Below are 15,943 nucleotides of genomic sequence, written 5' to 3' on the forward strand. Positions count from 1 at the left end.
TATAGATAAAATTTATATGGGGAGGCAGTCAATGTTAAATGAACTTAAAGAATTATTTACACCTTTTGAATTATTAAAAGGTAATTATGGTATAGAAAGAGAAAGTTTAAGAGTAAATAATAAAGGGGAGTTATCAGTTAAAAGGCATCCAGCAGTGTTTGGTGAGAAAGTGGAAAACAAATATATAACTACGGATTTTGCTGAAAGTCAAATAGAAGTTATAACACCACCATTTAAAAATATAGAAGAAACATATAATTTTTCTAGAGTGCTATATGATATTGCTGCAATGGAAATTGAGGATGAATATTTATGGCCACAGTCTATGCCGGGAATAGTACCTACCGATGATAAAATTAGAATTGCAGAATATGGTGACAATGAAAAAGGTAGAGAAGCTAGACGTTACAGAGAAAATTTAATAAAAAAATATGGAGGTAAAAAACAGCTTATATGCGGTATCCATTATAATTTTTCCTTTGATGATGATTTCTTGAGAAAGTTATACTGTTTATATGAAAGACAGAACACTCATAAGATTTTTAGTGGAATATTTAATGAAAATCAGAAATTGAGATACAAGGAGTTTAAAAATAACTTATACTTAAAGGTTACAAGAAATTACTTGAGGTATAGGTGGATTATTATCTATCTTTTAGGAGCAAGTGGAGTTGTTGACAAAAGCTATATGGGACCTTGTATGAATTCATCTAAGGAAATTGCACATGATAGTTTTTCAAATGAAGGGGCTTTGTCTTATAGAAATAGTGAATGTGGGTATAAGAATAAAATAGATCTATATCCTAATTATAATTCTGTTGATGAGCATATTGAAAGTTTAAGGAGATTTGTAAGCGATAAGCTTATAGGAAGCCATAAAGAATTATATAGCTGTGTAAGGCTTAAACCAAAAGATCCAAGTGATTTCTTTAATTCACTTAGTAAAGATGGAATCCAATATCTAGAATATAGAAGTATTGATATTAATCCTTTTGAAAAAGGAGGAATAAGCTTAGATGATCTGTATTTTCTTCAAGTATTTAATTTGTTTTTGCTAATTAATGAAGAAACTGACTATGATAGATGGCAGGAAGAGGGAACAGAAAACCAAAATATAATTTCAAAACTAGGACAAAAAGATGTTTTATTAAAGAAAGATGGAGAGCTTATTTCCAAAGAGCATTGGGGAGTAGAAATATTAAATAATATAAGAGATATTAATGATAAATTGAATCTTGGAAAAGAAAGAATTATTGACTTGATGATCGAAAAAATTAAGAATAATCAACTAACATATGCTTATAAAATTGAAAAAAAAGTAAAAGAAGAAGGATATATCAATGCCCATTTAGATATAGCACAAAAATATAAAGAAAATTCTTATAAAAACAGATTTAAATTGGAAGGATATGAAGAATTAGAGCTATCTACTCAAATATTAATGAAAGAAGCCATTAAAAGAGGAGTAGAAGTTGAAGTTTTGGATAAATTCGAAAATTTCATATCACTTAGAAAGAATAATAAAGTAGAATATATTAAGCAGGCAACTAAAACATCAAAAGATAGCTATATAACTGCTTTAATTATGGAAAATAAGAGCGTGACTAAAAGAGTTCTTTCTGATAGTGGTATTAAGGTTCCAAAAGGAATTGAGGTAAATTCAATAAATGAGTCTTTTAATATAATAAAAGAATTTACTAAAAAGCCAGTTGTTATTAAACCAAAATCAACAAATTTTGGGATAGGTATAAGTATATTTAAAGAAGGCGCTGATGAAGAGAGTATTAAAAAGGCTTTTGAACTCGCATTTAAATATGATAATACAGTTCTCATAGAAGAATTTGTTAAGGGAAAAGAATATCGTTTTTTAGTTATAGACGGTAAAGTTGCAGGAATACTTCATAGAGTTCCAGCTAATGTTAAAGGGGATGGAGTCAGTTCTATTAAGGAACTAGTGGAAATAAAGAATCAGGATCCGTTAAGAGGTCATCACTATGTAACACCACTTGAAAAGATAATTTTAGATGAAAGTGCAGAATTATTTTTAAAGCAACAAAATAAAGATTTTAATTATATCCCTGAGGAAGACGAAATTGTTTATCTAAGAGAGAATTCAAACATAAGCACTGGAGGAGATAGTATAGATTATACTGATAGTATTCCTGAAAAGTTTAAAATAATAGCTGTAAATGCAGCGGATGCTGTAAACGCAAGAATTTGTGGAGTTGACATGATGCTTGAAAATTTTAACGACGAAAATTCTAATTACTCAATAATCGAACTAAATTTTAATCCTGCAATTCATATTCATTGCTATCCTTATAAAGGTACGGAAAGAGAAATTGGTGTAGAAATATTAAGGGTATTAAATTTCGTTTAAAATATAAAAATAAAGGAAGCTCTCAAAAGAGCTCCCTTTAATATAATTAGCTATAATTATAGAGATTCAACAGCTAAAGCTGATAATACTGCATTAGTTATAGTTAATCCAGCTGTTACAGAAATTAAGCTAGTTGGCTCAAGTTGAACTGTATAAGTCGTATTAGCATAAGCTGGATTGCAATCACAAAATTGAAAACTAAATGATTCAGATTCTAAGACACTAACTGTTTCGGCGAAAGTAAATGTTCCACCTATTGGTTGAGGAGCTCCATCACCAACTGTTTTTATTAATGTGAAATTTAAATTTACTAAAATATCTACAGGTAAAGAAATTATGCTAGTAAATGTTAAAAGCACTTTAGGATTACACATGTTAGTAGTATCTAGAGAAACACTAGCTACAGGTATAGGTCTAGATAATGGTGTTGAAATTATAGGCAATGGTCCAACTCCACCAGAACCAACATTTAGTAAAGCTCTACCAGGCTCTGGGGCACGATTGTAACATCTGCAACTAGGACGATTGTCAGAATAAGTGCAGCTAGGACGAGTATCGTAGCAATCATAATCATGTTCATTTTCACAAATAATATTCATAAATTACCTCCATACTATCATAAGTTTATCAAGTTTTTCTCCGTATAATTTAGTTGTAAGAGATTCTTTTTATATTATATTGTATGAGAAATGTATAAAAATGTGATGTATTAGAAAATCTAATATTTTATAAATTTTTATGAGTATAATAATTAAATGCAAAGGTATTTATATTTTAGGAATATACAAATTTAACTAATAATTTAAAAGATGAGGTGCGACTCAATGATAAAGAATGATTATATGAAAGAGATAGAGAATACTTTAACATTAACAAATGAAGAAGTAAGAAAGGATATAGTAAAGGGTGATATAGGAGAAGCTAAAGAAAAAATAAACAAAAAACTTAAGGCTCTCGTAGGAATCGATATAGGAACTATAGACATATTTTCTTTCAGCAGCATAGAAAGTTTTATAGGTAAAGAAACGCATTATAATGCAGAAAAATTTATAGCATTTGGAAGTCTTATGAAACTTCAAGGACTTATTAGCGATAAGGAAAATAATGAAAGCGCTAAAATTCAATATTATGAAAAGTCACTAGAAGGTTTTTATAAGGCTTATATTGAAGATGATGAGATAAATGAGAAATATCTTTATGAAGCAACAGAAGTAGCAGATGAATTAATTAATTATGAACTTTCCTTAGATTTAGACAAGAAAATATTTAGAATATATGAACTGACTAATAAGTTTGATAGAGCAGAGGATACCTTATTTTATATTCTTAGAAAGACTGATAATGATGGTAGCATTATTTTAGAAGGAATTAAATTTTACAACAGACTTAAAGAAAAAGATTACGATGAATTAGCGGAAGGTAATCTTCCTATAGAGGAAGTTAAAGATGGAATTTTGGAGCTTGAAAGAAGACTTGGTTTATAAATCTTTACTTAAATGAAGTAAGTAGAAATGACTTGCTGTTGGTATTATAGGAACATTGCTAAAAATAAATAATATAATGATAAAAAGTAATTACAATTTAGAGGAAACTATGGAGTTTAAGGGATGGAATGATTTTGAGAATCTAGCGAGAGCTTGTGGATATAGTAGTTGTGGTAAAAATGACAATGGAGATAAAACAGAGGATGAGTTTGAAAATTCAGAATGTAGAGATATTCCAAACGGATTTCAAGATGTAGATCCACAGCTATTTATTCTTATAGGAGAGATATTGGGAAATATATTATCAGGAAGGCTTCCGTTCAATGTTCAAAATGCATTAGGAAATTGGCTGCAATTAGTTGGCCAAGTAATAGAGACATATAATGCCCAGCAGCAATATTTCCAAGGAGGACCAGGAATATACTTTAATCCTAAAAGTTATAATGTAAGTAATCCGTTTTGTAGTAGTTCGCAAAATACTAACTCAAGCAAAAATAAACCTAATAAATCAACAAATGATATTAAGAAGAAAAATTCAGAAGAGGACATGGATAGTAAGATAAACCATTTGGAATTATCATTAAATGATTTAAGAGAAGAAATAAAAGAGATTAAAAAATTACTAGAAAAATAATCCAGTTAATTTATTTTTCTAGTAATTTTTCTTTAACTTTTTTTAAATTTGTTACCTGTTTTGTTATAGTAGATACAAATATTACCCCTAATGCTAATGTTCCAGCACTAGCTAATGTATTTAACCCTAATTCTACTGCACGGTTTATATTGCCACTTATTGTTTCGTACATTGTATAGTACATTCCAGAACCAGGAACTAGTGGAATAAGTGCACAAATTACCAAAGTTGTTACAGGTGTTTTTAAAAGCCTTGCACAAATTTCTGAATATATGCTAAATAGTATTGAGGATATAAACAATGATAAGATATCACCTATATAATTTTCTTTTAAATAAAGATAAGAAAACCAACTTATAGCACCACCTATAGATGCAAATATTAAATTCTTTCCTTTTATATTAAAAATTATTCCAAAGCCTAAGGATGCTAAAAATGAGACTGCAATTTGTGTTAGCATAAAACCTCCTAAATATTATAATAAAAATGAAATATATTCTATTAGCTTATTATTTGGATTAGAATTAACCTAAGTTATTTATAAATAGGCTTAAAACTGCACCAGTGCCAACAGCTATAGAAACCGCAACTAAAAATGCTTCGGAGGCTTTTGTTATACCAGATAAAAAGTCACCAGCTATAGTATCTCTAATTGCATTAGTAATTGTGAGCCCAGGAACAAGAAGCATAATAGAACCTATAATAGTTTTATCTAAATTATTAGATAAATTTAATTTTATGAATGCTATAGCTAAAAATGCACACAATCCTCCACTTAAGGAATTAGTGAAAAATTCGTTTATATTTAATTTTTGGCATATAACAACAATGATTTTTATTACTGCACCAATTATGCTTGCAGAAATAAAGTCTTTAAGATTTCCACCAAACATAATACTAAAGCATCCTGCGCTAAGAGCAGACCACAATAAAGTGGTTAAGTTAGAGTACCTATGGCTATTCGATATGTTTGTAAGTTCTTTATTAAATTCATTTATATCAATAGTTTCTGTTTGTATTTTTCTAGAAAGATCATTGACTAAATCTACTTTATGTAAATCAACACCCCTAGAAATAATTCTTTGAACAAGGGTAGCAACCTCATCGTAATAAGTGACTGTTACAATTATCCCTGTCGGTATTACAAAACTATCAACTGTATGAGCACCAAAGGCAGTACATATTCTACTAATGGTTTCTTCGACTCTATAAGTTTCAGCACCACTTTCTAGCATTATTTTTCCAGCCAATGTAGATACTTTGAGTAATTTATTTAAGTCCATAATTTTTTCTCCAATATATTTTTTATAACAAATGAATTATAGCACATAATAAATAATTCTTATAGGAGTAAGTTATATAATATTTAATAATGAAAGATTATATGTTATCAGCGGATAAAATCATTGGAAGTTAAGCATATTAATATAGTAGACTGAATCTATAAGATAATATAAAATATAACAAATTCTACTAAAGGAAATATAAAAATATAAAAAATAGTTGATAAATTTAGTAAGAAAACATATAATTTGAATATAAGTGAAACTCTTGTACATATTTTATACTATGTTAAAGTGGTTTCTCGTGCCCGTTAGGGAACAAAAATATATTGGGGTGATTTATTAAGATGAATTTTGAAAATATACAAAGAGAAGATAAAGAAATTTATGATTTAATTGAGAAAGAGCTAGTTAGACAACAAAAAGGAATAGAATTAATAGCTTCAGAAAATATTGTAAGTCCGGCTGTTATGGAAGCTATGGGCTCTTATTTAACTAATAAATATGCTGAGGGATATCCAAATAAAAGATATTATGGAGGATGTCACGTTGTAGATGAAATAGAACAAATTGCAATTGATAGAGCTAAGGAATTATTTGGGGCAGAGCATGCTAATGTTCAACCTCATTCAGGTTCACAAGCTAATATGGCTGTATATTTTGCAGTATTAGAACCAGGAGATACTGTATTGGGTATGGATTTGAGCCATGGTGGACATTTAACTCATGGTTCTCCAGTTAACTTTTCAGGAAAATTGTTTAACTTTGTATCTTATGGAGTTGATAAAGAAACTGAGATGATTGACTATGAAAATGTAAGAAAGCTAGCTATTGAAAATAAGCCAAAGCTTATAGTTGCTGGTGCAAGCGCATATGCAAGAATTTTAGATTTTCCAAAGTTTAGAGAAATAGCTGATGAAGTTGGTGCATTACTAATGGTAGATATGGCTCATATTGCAGGACTTGTTGCTGCAGGTGTTCATCCATCACCAGTGCCATATTCTGATTTTGTAACAACAACAACTCATAAGACTTTAAGAGGTCCAAGAGGTGGGTTAATACTTTGTAAAGAGAAATATGCTCAAGTATTAAATAAAAACATATTTCCTGGAATACAAGGAGGTCCTCTAGAGCATATTATAGCTGCTAAGGCTGTGTGTTTTAAAGAAGCATTAGATCCAAGTTTTAAAACATATGGAGAAAATGTAGTTGAAAACTGCAAAGAACTTGCAGCACAATTAATAGCTAGAGGTTTTAAAATTGTATCAGGTGGAACAGATAACCATGTATTCTTAGTTGATTTAAATAACAAAGACATAACAGGAAAAGAAGCGGAGGCTTTATTAGATTCCGTTGGAATAACTGTTAATAAAAACACAGTACCTAATGAAACAAGAAGTCCATTTGTAACTTCAGGAATCAGAATTGGTACAGCAGCGATAACAACTAGAGGTTTTGTAAAGGATGATATGGCTGAAATTGCAGCGGTTATATCAGAGGCAATAGAGAATAGAGATGGAGATTTATCAGCTCTTAAAACTAGAATAGAAACTTTATGCGATAAACATCCACTATACAATTAAGTAATAAGGATATAGTGAGGCTTCATTTATATGAAGCCTCTTGTTATATTTATCTAGAATTCTAAAGAGTAAATAGAAATTATTATTTTTATTGTCTCTATTATTTATACTTAAATAAGTAATTAAATACTTAAGATAATAATAAAATAAAGTGAGGTTTAGAATTTACATAAGAGATTTTGAAAATATAATATGATTTATGTGGAAGATGAGGAGATAGATGAAAAAAGCACTTTTAATTATTGATGCTCAAGAAGATTTTATTGGTGAACAGCGTAATAAAGAGAGATTTAATTTTGAAGATGTAGATAATCTTATTAATAATATAAATAAGAAAATTATATTTTATCAGAGAAATAAAGATATAGTAATTTATATTGCTAGTGTACTTCCTAATAATTTTTTTTATAAGAAGTTTTTTGGATACGGTCTTGTAGGAACTAAAGGGGCCAAATTGGATAAGAGGATTAAGATAGTATCGCAAAATTATTTTGAAAAACAATTTGCAAGTGCTTTTAGAAATAGTAATTTAGTGAAATTCATGAAAAAGAATGAAGTGAGTAAAATAGAGTTGGTTGGAGTTGATAATAATGAATGTATTTTTAAGACTGCAAGAAGTGCTGTTAAGATTGGACTTAATGTTATCATACCCAGCAATAGCATAGGAATTATTAATAATGAAAAATATCGTAGAATAACGAACAAATTAAAGTCAATCGGAGTAGCTTATATATGAAAAAAACTAATAAAATTAAGATTAAGTTTTTATAAATATTTTATTTAAAAATTTCTCATGAACATTTAAAGTATTTCAGAATAATATATATTATGAAGAAAGAAGGTTTTATGGGAGGAAAAATTAATGAATCCTTATCAATTAATCATGAATGTTCAACAAAGAATGCAACAAGATCCTGACTTTGCTAATAAATTTAATAAAGCTGTATCTGAATTAAACAAGGTGCCAGGACTTCAGCAAAGAGTTATTCAAATAGCTCAAATTAGTGATGAAAGTCAAAGGGAACAAGCTATGGAAAGATTACCTAAAGATGCAAAGCATGCGGTAAAAAGAATCTTAGGATTATTAGATGAGTATAATATTTATAAATGATTTAAATTAGAATTATATATTTTCAAGTACTTATTGAATAAAAGAAGTTTCATATAGTTGTAAGGATTTAACTATATGAAACTTCTTCTATTTTAGATTAAAAAGCATAATAGATTTTTAGGGGAAATTTATTATTAATATGTTAATTTGGCTCGGAAATTAAAATCCTCTTTTTTCAGCTTCAATACCACTTTCATTTCTTCCAGGCTTTTTTATTGTTGTATTGTAACTACTTTTCGCATATTGATTTTGAGTTTTGTTACCATTTCTTAAAAAATTACTTTCTGAATAATCTTTATTATTATTATTGTCCACAAAATCATCTCCTTTAATTTATTATATATATAGTATGTCTACATTAAGAAAAATTAATTGTGGTAAATTTAGTATAGATATTATAAAAAATAATATTCTATTTTATAATCCTTTTGCAAGAAAATATTACAAAATAGAAATTAATACAAATAAAACACCCCAAAAAAACAAATGCATGGAGAATGTTATAAATGAGCAAATTAGAAGTCTCTGCCTTGTATTTAAAGATGGCTCTATACTTACTCTTATAAGAAAATAAAAACCTGTTAAAGTAAAAAGTGCAGAACATAGACTATCGTAAGAGAGTATAAAGATAAGTAAAATTAAGCCTAAAAATATAAAATTCCAGCCAGGCATGTATTTTACTTGGACATAGTTTTTTCCTGAATCTAAGTATGTACCATTAATAGCAATATCACAGTTATTATCTATACTTACCAGAATAGCGGTTTTACTTCCTAGTTTAAATGTAGTCTCGCGTGTAACTCCAAAAGTTTTAGAGCTTTGAAGTTTTACAGGAATGTTATTTACTAGTAGGGTCTTTCTTAAAAAATTTTTAGAATATTCTATAGTGTAATTTATATTATCTACATTGGCAATCCATCTTTTAGTTCCCATAAAAACCTCCTTTATTAATGAACATTAAAGTTATTATTATATAAATTTATAATAAAATTAAGTTAGTATATTTAAATATATACATAAATATGTTTGAATAGAATTGAGTTTTTACTTTAAAACAAATTATAAGCTAAATAATTAACTAATTATTTGACAAAGACTATGTAGATATGAGTTATATTTATATGATAGCAGTACAGTGAAAATGGTCATTAAGCATCTATGATAGTAGGGTTAATCATAAATTCAAGTTAATTATTGAAAAATAATGGTGGGTGTAAAGAATTAGTGATTTTAAAATGACTAAGCTGAGAATAGTTGATTCAAAATAATAGGATTATCAAGAAAAACGTTGTATAATGATAAAGTAATTAAAAATCATACTGATAATCATATACTAGAATAATTAAATAAACGATAAGACGTCTTAAAATTTGTAAAATAAATATGATTAATTTGAGAAATATATATTTTACTAAAATAAAATTAAGTATAGAAAATAAACAATGATAAGAAATAAATTTTTATTATTGAATTTTTTATCGACAAGGAGAAAAAATGAGTAAAACATTAGTATTAGCAGAAAAACCATCAGTGGGGAGAGATTTGGCAAAAGTTCTTAAGTGTAACCAAAATAAAGGTTCATATATAGAAGGTAGTAAATATATAGTGACTTGGGCAATGGGGCATTTAGTTGGGCTTATGGATCCTGAAGGATATGATAATAAATATAAAGAGTGGAAAATGGAAACACTCCCAATGCTTCCTAAACATATGAAACTTACGGTGTTAAAAAAAACAGGGAGACAATATAATGAAGTAAAAAAACAATTATTGAGAAATGATGTTAGCGATATTGTAATTGCTACAGATGCTGGAAGAGAAGGGGAATTAGTTGCTAGGTGGATTTTGGAGAAATCAGGGGTGAAAAAGCCGCTTAAAAGATTATGGATCTCATCTCAAACAGAAAAAGCAATCTTAGATGGATTTAGAAATTTAAAACCAGGTGCAGCTTATAAAAATCTTTATAAAGCAGCAGTATGTAGAGCAGAAGCTGATTGGCTTGTAGGACTTAATGTGACAAGAGCTTTGACATGTAAATATAATGCACAATTATCAGCAGGAAGAGTTCAATCTCCAACATTATCTATGATTGTGTTAAGAGAAGATGAAATAAGAAATTTTAAACCAAAAACTTATTATACTTTGGAAGGAAAAACTAGGGGATTTAACTTAGCATGGGTAAATAAAGACAATAATTCGAGAATATTTGATGAAGAATTTGCTAATAAGGTAGCTTCAAAACTAAAAAATTCAGAGGGGAAAATAGTAAATATAAATGAAGCCAATAAGAAAAAGTTTTCTCCAGCTCTTTATGATTTAACAGAACTTCAAAGAGATGCAAATAAAATATGGGGATATTCTGCAAAACAGACATTAAACATAATGCAAAGGCTTTATGAAAATTATAAAATATTAACTTATCCAAGAACAGATTCAAGATATATTACTACTGATATTGTGGCTACTATTCCTGATAGATTAAAAGCAATTTCTATTGGAGAATATAGAATTGTAGCAGAAGAACTACTTAAAGGAAAAATAATTGGCAATAAGAGTTTTGTAGATAATTCAAAGGTAAGTGATCACCATGCTATTATTCCAACAGAACAAAAGCCTAATTTAGCACTTTTATCATCTGAAGAAAGAAAAATTTATGATTTAGTGGTTAAAAGATTTTTAAGCGTTATGCTTCCACCCTTTGAATATATTCAAACCACAATAGAGGTAGAGGTTCAGGGGGAAAAGCTTGTAGCTAAAGGAAAAGTTATTAAAGCTAAAGGATGGAAAAAGCTTTATGATAGATTAGAAGAAGATAGTGATGAAGAAGAAATAAAAGAGCAAGTTCTTCCTACAGTGTCTATTGGGGACAATATTAGAGTAGAGAGTGTTAATATAAAGAAAGGTGAAACAAAACCACCAGCTAGGTTTACAGAAGCTACTCTTTTATCAGCGATGGAAAGTCCTCATAAATATATTAATGTTTCCAAGGAAGCTGCTAAAACTTTAGGTGAAACAGGTGGCCTTGGAACAGTTGCTACAAGAGCAGATATTATTGAAAAATTATTTAATTCATTTGTTATAGAAAAAAAGGGCAAGGAAATAATTCCTACGTCAAAAGGAAAACAATTAATGGAACTTGTGCCAAAGGATTTAAAATCACCACTTTTAACGGCTAAATGGGAAAGCCAATTAGATGAAATATCAAAAGGAAAAAGAGATGATCATTCATTTATAAAAGAAATGAAAAACTATTCAGTTGCTTTAGTGGAAGATGTTAAAGGTACAAATAATAAGTTTGTTCATGATAATAAAACTGGAAAGAAGTGTCCTAATTGTGGCAAGTATCTATTAGAGGTTAAAGGTAAAAATGGAGTAATGAATGTCTGCCAAGATAGAGAATGTGGATATAGAGAAAGTGTAGCTAGAGTGACAAATGCTAGATGTCCAGAGTGCAAGAAGAAATTGGAACTAAGAGGAAATGGTGAGGGAGCAATATACGTATGCCCTGGCAGTAACTGCAATTTTAGAGAAAAAGCTTCTCAATTTAAGAAGAGATTTGAGAAAAATGGAAAGATTGATAAAAGAGAAGTGAATAATTATATGAAGAAAATGAAGAAAGAAGCAGAGGAATTTAATGATAATCCTTTTGCCGCATTATTAGGCGATATAAAATTTGATAAATAGTAAAAAAGCTTCTAGTAATTTAAAGTTACTAGAAGTTTTTTATTAAATATATTTATACCCTTTATTTCGGTAGTTATGCATAAGTTAAAAATATTGTCATATTGTTAAGAAAATTAGAATTACTTGTTATATTATTTCTTCTTATGGTAACACTAATTTTGAAAGGAGGCAGTAACTATGAAAAATAATGCAAAAAGAATTATATCTTTTACTTTGATATTTATTTTTACTTTATTACTTTTACCAATTAACTTAGCCAAAGCTGTAGATACAGATGAAAAAGTAAAATCAGATGGAACTAATATTGAAGCAAGATCAGCTTTATTAATGGAACCAATGAGCGGTAAAGTACTTTATGAAAAGAATGCAGATGAAAAATTTGCACCAGCATCTGTAACAAAAATTATGACTATGTTGCTCACAATGGAGGCTGTAGATAGTGGAAAAATTAAATTAGATGATAAAGTAACTTGTAGTGAAAATGCTAAGAAAATGGGCGGAAGTACAATGCTTTTAGACACTGGAGAAATAAGAACTGTTGAAGAACTTTTGAAAGGTGTAGCTATAGCGTCTGGAAATGATGCTGCAGTTGCACTTGCAGAATATCTTGGAGGGACAGAACAAGACTTCGTTAATATGATGAACAAAAGGGCTCAAGAGCTTGGAATGGTTAATACAACATTTAAAAATTGCAATGGATTACCAGCTGATGGACATATGTCTACGGCAAAAGATATAGCAATAATGTCAAAAGAGTTGTTGAAACATCCAAAGGTATTGAAATACACAGGAACTTATATGGATAATATATCAGAAGGAAGAAAATCTCCAATAGAACTAGTAAACCACAATAAATTAGTTAGGTTTTTTGAAGGATGTGACGGGCTAAAAACTGGATTTACAGATGAAGCTAAATACTGTATTAGCGCTACAGCAACAAGAAATGGAGTAAGAATGCTATCTGTAATAATGGGAGCACCAACTTACAAAATAAGAAATCGTGATGCGGGTGTTTTACTTAATTATGGATTCTCAAAGTATGAAGGTAAAAAACTTGTATCTAAAGATGAAGAAATAGATAAAGTATATATGGATGAACAAACAGATAAGTTCTTTATGGCAATGGCAAAAGATGATTTAAATGTTATAATTCCTAAGGGTGGTAATAAAGATTTAGATAAGAAAATTGTTATAGATGAACTACAAAAAGAATACAAAGCAGGAGATATAGTTGGAAAATGTGAAGTTTATTTGGGTAGCGAAAAAGTGGGAGAAGTAGATATATATTGCGATAGAGATGTGAAGAAAGGCAATATAATTGACAATATAAAATATAATATTAAAAACTTATTCGAAAAAGGTGTATAGCCCGATAAAAAACATTATGAATTTTATATTTTTCTTGTAAAACTATAAATAAGAAATAATTCAAGCATAGCTAAACAATAAATTTAATTAAATTTATTTAGCTATGCTTGTTTTATATTTTTATAATATACATATTTTTAATTAGCTCTTATATATTGTTCTTAAGTGAAACATTTAACTTAAGAAAATTTCAAATGTAAATTTGTTATTCAAAATATATATATTGCAAAAATAATTCTTCATTATAATTCTAAAAATATTGCAAGAATTTTAGCCGTAATTGTGAATTGTGAATTGCAACATATATATATATTAATGATTCTTGTTTTAGATGTTATAACTTGTTATTATATATTATAGTACTTATTATTTAGATTTAAAGTTATAATTTAAGTATAATTCATAATGGAGGTAAAAAAGATATATATGGAACTTCCAAAGATTAAAATTAATGATTTTGAAGGCCCGTTTGATCTTCTATTGCATTTAATAAGAAAGAATCAAATGAGTATATATAATGTAAAAATATATGAAATAACTAATCAGTATCTGAATTATATTAATGAAATGAAAAAGATGGATTTAGAAATAACTTCTGAGTTTATTGTAGTAGCGGCTACCTTAATAGAAATTAAATCTAAGAATTTGTTGCCGAAGCTTAAAAAACAAGAAGATGATGAAGAAGATGATGAGAAAAAGCTTTTAGAAAAACTTATTCTTTATAAGAAAATAAAAGGGGTTTCAGTATTTTTAAAAGACAGATATACTAGTGCTGGCGAGATATATGGAAAGAAACCAGAGGTAATAGAAGAAAAAAGAGATGATACTGATAAAAAAGATTTATTAAAAAATATAAGTCTTATAGAATTGTTTAATATATATAATAATTTACTTGAGATATATAATAATAAGCAAAATAGAAATAACATAATTCAGAAAAAAATATATATGGATAAATATAAAATAGAAGATAAGTTAGAATATATTATGGACAAGTTAAAAACAGAGAAGGTAAGCAGCTTTCACAAGATTATCGAAAATTGTGAATGCAAATTAGAGTGTGTTGTGACATTTTTGGCATTGCTAGAGATGATTAAACAGAGGATGATCAAAGTATATCAAAGCGAAAATTTTAGCAATATATTGATTGAAAGGAGAACAGATGATGAGTAATGATAAAGGGATTCAAATTCCATTTATAGATGACAAGAAAAAAAATTCTTTAAAATCAGCAATAGAATCTTTACTATTTGCTAGTGGTGAACCATTAAGTTTGCAGGATTTGGTTAACCATCTTGAAGAAAAAAATAAACTTATTGAAATTATCATACATGAAATGATGGAAGAATATGAAAATGATAATAGAGGAATAAAAATAATATGTATTAAAGGAAGTTACCAGTTAGTTACGAAAGCTGAAAACTCTGATTATATACAGAAGCTTTTGAAGAAAAACAAAAGACAATCTTTATCACAAGCATCTATAGAGAGTTTAGCCATAATTGCTTATAAGCAGCCTATAACAAGAATTGATATTGATGAAATTAGAGGAGTTAAATCAGAGAGTGCTCTCCAAAGGCTTTTAGAAAAAGATCTTATAAAAGAGGTTGGCAGACTAGAAGTGCCTGGTAGACCAATCTTATATGGAACAACAGATGAATTTTTAAGACAATTTGAATTGAAAGATTTAAAAGAACTTCCTTCTCTAGATTTATTTGGGCAAGAAGATGTTCAGGAAGATCATGGACAGGAATAAAATTTAAGGATATATCATCGGAATTTATAAATATATTAATACTTGAAATTTTGAAAAACAATAAAATCTATTTTTAGATATTTTATATTTATTTTATTAAATTTAAGAGAGAAATAGTGTATTATTAAATAACTATTTCTCTCTTGAATTAAAAATTAGGAGCAATTTAAATATTATCGCTATCACTGCAATAACATTCTTCGGAATTATTATCAACAGTAGTAGTATTGACAGTAGCAGATTTTTTATTCTTTCCACATATATCTTTTACTAAACTTTTTGCAATATCTAAGATTTGAGGAACTGTATCCACAATTCTATCATATGTAGTATCTTGATCTACAGGTAGCATTCTAACACCATCTTGTTTAACAACTAGGAATGCTACAGGTTTAACAGAAACCCCTGCTCCGGAGCCGCCTCCAAAAGGAAATGTTGTGCTTGTGATATTTTGCTTTAAATTTAGACATTCACTTCCACCAGAAGCAAATCCAAAGCTTAATCTTGAAACAGGAACGATATAAGCTCCATCTTTTGTTTCTATGGCTTTCCCTATTACTGTGTTTACATCAATCATATCCTTAAGATTTTCCATGGTACTTTTCATTAAGTTTTCTACATGTTGTTCACTTGACATAATAAATCCCCTTTATTAAGGGG

16 protein-coding genes are annotated in these 15,943 nt (G+C 28.3%); 10 read left to right on the plus strand and 6 right to left on the minus strand.

The annotated features are described in order from the left end of the window. Positions 1 to 31: 31 nt before the first annotated feature. Positions 32 to 2,380, plus strand: a complete 2,349-nt coding sequence (gene gshAB, locus KEC93_RS09500) for a bifunctional glutamate--cysteine ligase GshA/glutathione synthetase GshB (protein ID WP_077868387.1) — start codon at positions 32 to 34, stop codon at positions 2,378 to 2,380. A gap of 56 nt (positions 2,381 to 2,436) precedes the next feature. On the opposite strand, the gene KEC93_RS09505 is transcribed toward gshAB, so the two are convergent. Next, positions 2,437 to 2,979: a DUF4489 domain-containing protein gene (locus KEC93_RS09505; protein WP_017209639.1), complete on the minus strand. Its 543-nt coding sequence runs from the start codon at positions 2,977 to 2,979 to the stop codon at positions 2,437 to 2,439. A 225-nt stretch (positions 2,980 to 3,204) separates the two neighbouring features. Here KEC93_RS09505 and KEC93_RS09510 point away from each other — a divergent pair, with 225 nt between their 5' ends. Both KEC93_RS09510 and KEC93_RS09515 read left to right on the plus strand, forming a co-directional pair. Further along, positions 3,205 to 3,864, plus strand: coding sequence for a DUF6483 family protein (locus KEC93_RS09510; protein ID WP_023975068.1), 660 nt, complete (start codon positions 3,205 to 3,207; stop codon positions 3,862 to 3,864). 76 nt (positions 3,865 to 3,940) lie between these two features. Beyond that, positions 3,941 to 4,498 (plus strand): hypothetical protein, encoded by a 558-nt coding sequence (locus tag KEC93_RS09515; RefSeq protein ID WP_077723651.1) that lies wholly within the window; start codon positions 3,941 to 3,943, stop codon positions 4,496 to 4,498. Between the two features lie 10 nt (positions 4,499 to 4,508). Here KEC93_RS09515 and KEC93_RS09520 read toward each other — a convergent pair whose 3' ends face one another. Next, positions 4,509 to 4,958: a threonine/serine exporter family protein gene (locus tag KEC93_RS09520; protein ID WP_017209636.1), complete on the minus strand. Its 450-nt coding sequence runs from the start codon at positions 4,956 to 4,958 to the stop codon at positions 4,509 to 4,511. Between the two features lie 64 nt (positions 4,959 to 5,022). Further along, positions 5,023 to 5,781: a threonine/serine exporter family protein gene (locus KEC93_RS09525; protein ID WP_017209635.1), complete on the minus strand. Its 759-nt coding sequence runs from the start codon at positions 5,779 to 5,781 to the stop codon at positions 5,023 to 5,025. 347 nt (positions 5,782 to 6,128) lie between these two features. On the opposite strand from KEC93_RS09525, the gene glyA reads away from it, so the two are divergent. The 3 genes from glyA to KEC93_RS09540 all read left to right on the plus strand — a co-directional run bounded on the left by glyA (position 6,129) and on the right by KEC93_RS09540 (position 8,475). Next, complete coding sequence (gene glyA / locus KEC93_RS09530) at positions 6,129 to 7,364, plus strand: serine hydroxymethyltransferase (protein WP_077868386.1); 1,236 nt, start codon at positions 6,129 to 6,131, stop codon at positions 7,362 to 7,364. Positions 7,365 to 7,584: 220 nt separating this feature from the next. Beyond that, positions 7,585 to 8,100, plus strand: a complete 516-nt coding sequence (locus KEC93_RS09535; RefSeq protein ID WP_011969192.1) for a cysteine hydrolase family protein — start codon at positions 7,585 to 7,587, stop codon at positions 8,098 to 8,100. 126 nt (positions 8,101 to 8,226) lie between these two features. Next, entirely contained in the window at positions 8,227 to 8,475 is a 249-nt protein-coding gene (locus tag KEC93_RS09540; RefSeq protein ID WP_011969193.1) for a hypothetical protein, read from the plus strand. A 159-nt stretch (positions 8,476 to 8,634) separates the two neighbouring features. Here the strand turns inward: KEC93_RS09540 and KEC93_RS09545 are convergent, their stop codons facing one another. Both KEC93_RS09545 and KEC93_RS09550 read right to left on the minus strand, forming a co-directional pair. After that, positions 8,635 to 8,790, minus strand: a complete 156-nt coding sequence (locus KEC93_RS09545; RefSeq protein ID WP_011969194.1) for a hypothetical protein — start codon at positions 8,788 to 8,790, stop codon at positions 8,635 to 8,637. A gap of 126 nt (positions 8,791 to 8,916) precedes the next feature. Further along, a complete protein-coding gene (locus KEC93_RS09550) occupies positions 8,917 to 9,408 on the minus strand; it encodes a hypothetical protein (protein WP_077868385.1) in 492 nt (163 codons plus the stop codon). 561 nt (positions 9,409 to 9,969) lie between these two features. On the opposite strand from KEC93_RS09550, the gene KEC93_RS09555 reads away from it, so the two are divergent. The 4 genes from KEC93_RS09555 to scpB all read left to right on the plus strand — a co-directional run bounded on the left by KEC93_RS09555 (position 9,970) and on the right by scpB (position 15,283). Further along, complete coding sequence (locus tag KEC93_RS09555; protein ID WP_077868384.1) at positions 9,970 to 12,159, plus strand: DNA topoisomerase III; 2,190 nt, start codon at positions 9,970 to 9,972, stop codon at positions 12,157 to 12,159. A gap of 177 nt (positions 12,160 to 12,336) precedes the next feature. Continuing rightward, positions 12,337 to 13,527, plus strand: a complete 1,191-nt coding sequence (locus tag KEC93_RS09560; protein ID WP_039771837.1) for a D-alanyl-D-alanine carboxypeptidase family protein — start codon at positions 12,337 to 12,339, stop codon at positions 13,525 to 13,527. 426 nt (positions 13,528 to 13,953) lie between these two features. Further along, positions 13,954 to 14,700 carry a segregation/condensation protein A gene (locus KEC93_RS09565; protein WP_039771839.1) on the plus strand — a complete coding sequence of 249 codons (747 nt, stop codon included), beginning with the start codon at positions 13,954 to 13,956 and terminating at the stop codon, positions 14,698 to 14,700. Next, entirely contained in the window at positions 14,693 to 15,283 is a 591-nt protein-coding gene (scpB, locus tag KEC93_RS09570) for an SMC-Scp complex subunit ScpB (RefSeq protein ID WP_026015690.1), read from the plus strand. Before KEC93_RS09565 ends, scpB begins: the two co-directional genes overlap by 8 nt. 166 nt (positions 15,284 to 15,449) lie before the next feature. On the opposite strand, the gene ytfJ is transcribed toward scpB, so the two are convergent. Beyond that, positions 15,450 to 15,920 (minus strand): GerW family sporulation protein, encoded by a 471-nt coding sequence (ytfJ, locus tag KEC93_RS09575; protein ID WP_011969200.1) that lies wholly within the window; start codon positions 15,918 to 15,920, stop codon positions 15,450 to 15,452. Between the last annotated feature and the right edge of the window lie 23 nt (positions 15,921 to 15,943).

The sequence above is a fragment of the Clostridium beijerinckii genome (assembly GCF_018223745.1).
In the GTDB taxonomy this organism is placed as follows: domain Bacteria; phylum Bacillota; class Clostridia; order Clostridiales; family Clostridiaceae; genus Clostridium; species Clostridium beijerinckii.

What these genes read in the sequence shown, in the direction of transcription:
- gshAB (WP_077868387.1), top strand. Translation starts at nt 32, where the DNA reads ATGTTAAATGAACTTAAAGAATTATTTACACCTTTTGAATTATTAAAA.
- KEC93_RS09505 (WP_017209639.1), bottom strand. Translation starts at nt 2,979, where the DNA reads ATGAATATTATTTGTGAAAATGAACATGATTATGATTGCTACGATACT.
- KEC93_RS09510 (WP_023975068.1), top strand. Translation starts at nt 3,205, where the DNA reads ATGATAAAGAATGATTATATGAAAGAGATAGAGAATACTTTAACATTA.
- KEC93_RS09515 (WP_077723651.1), top strand. Translation starts at nt 3,941, where the DNA reads ATGATAAAAAGTAATTACAATTTAGAGGAAACTATGGAGTTTAAGGGA.
- KEC93_RS09520 (WP_017209636.1), bottom strand. Translation starts at nt 4,958, where the DNA reads ATGCTAACACAAATTGCAGTCTCATTTTTAGCATCCTTAGGCTTTGGA.
- KEC93_RS09525 (WP_017209635.1), bottom strand. Translation starts at nt 5,781, where the DNA reads ATGGACTTAAATAAATTACTCAAAGTATCTACATTGGCTGGAAAAATA.
- glyA (WP_077868386.1), top strand. Translation starts at nt 6,129, where the DNA reads ATGAATTTTGAAAATATACAAAGAGAAGATAAAGAAATTTATGATTTA.
- KEC93_RS09535 (WP_011969192.1), top strand. Translation starts at nt 7,585, where the DNA reads ATGAAAAAAGCACTTTTAATTATTGATGCTCAAGAAGATTTTATTGGT.
- KEC93_RS09540 (WP_011969193.1), top strand. Translation starts at nt 8,227, where the DNA reads ATGAATCCTTATCAATTAATCATGAATGTTCAACAAAGAATGCAACAA.
- KEC93_RS09550 (WP_077868385.1), bottom strand. Translation starts at nt 9,408, where the DNA reads ATGGGAACTAAAAGATGGATTGCCAATGTAGATAATATAAATTACACT.
- KEC93_RS09555 (WP_077868384.1), top strand. Translation starts at nt 9,970, where the DNA reads ATGAGTAAAACATTAGTATTAGCAGAAAAACCATCAGTGGGGAGAGAT.
- KEC93_RS09560 (WP_039771837.1), top strand. Translation starts at nt 12,337, where the DNA reads ATGAAAAATAATGCAAAAAGAATTATATCTTTTACTTTGATATTTATT.
- KEC93_RS09565 (WP_039771839.1), top strand. Translation starts at nt 13,954, where the DNA reads ATGGAACTTCCAAAGATTAAAATTAATGATTTTGAAGGCCCGTTTGAT.
- scpB (WP_026015690.1), top strand. Translation starts at nt 14,693, where the DNA reads ATGAGTAATGATAAAGGGATTCAAATTCCATTTATAGATGACAAGAAA.
- ytfJ (WP_011969200.1), bottom strand. Translation starts at nt 15,920, where the DNA reads ATGTCAAGTGAACAACATGTAGAAAACTTAATGAAAAGTACCATGGAA.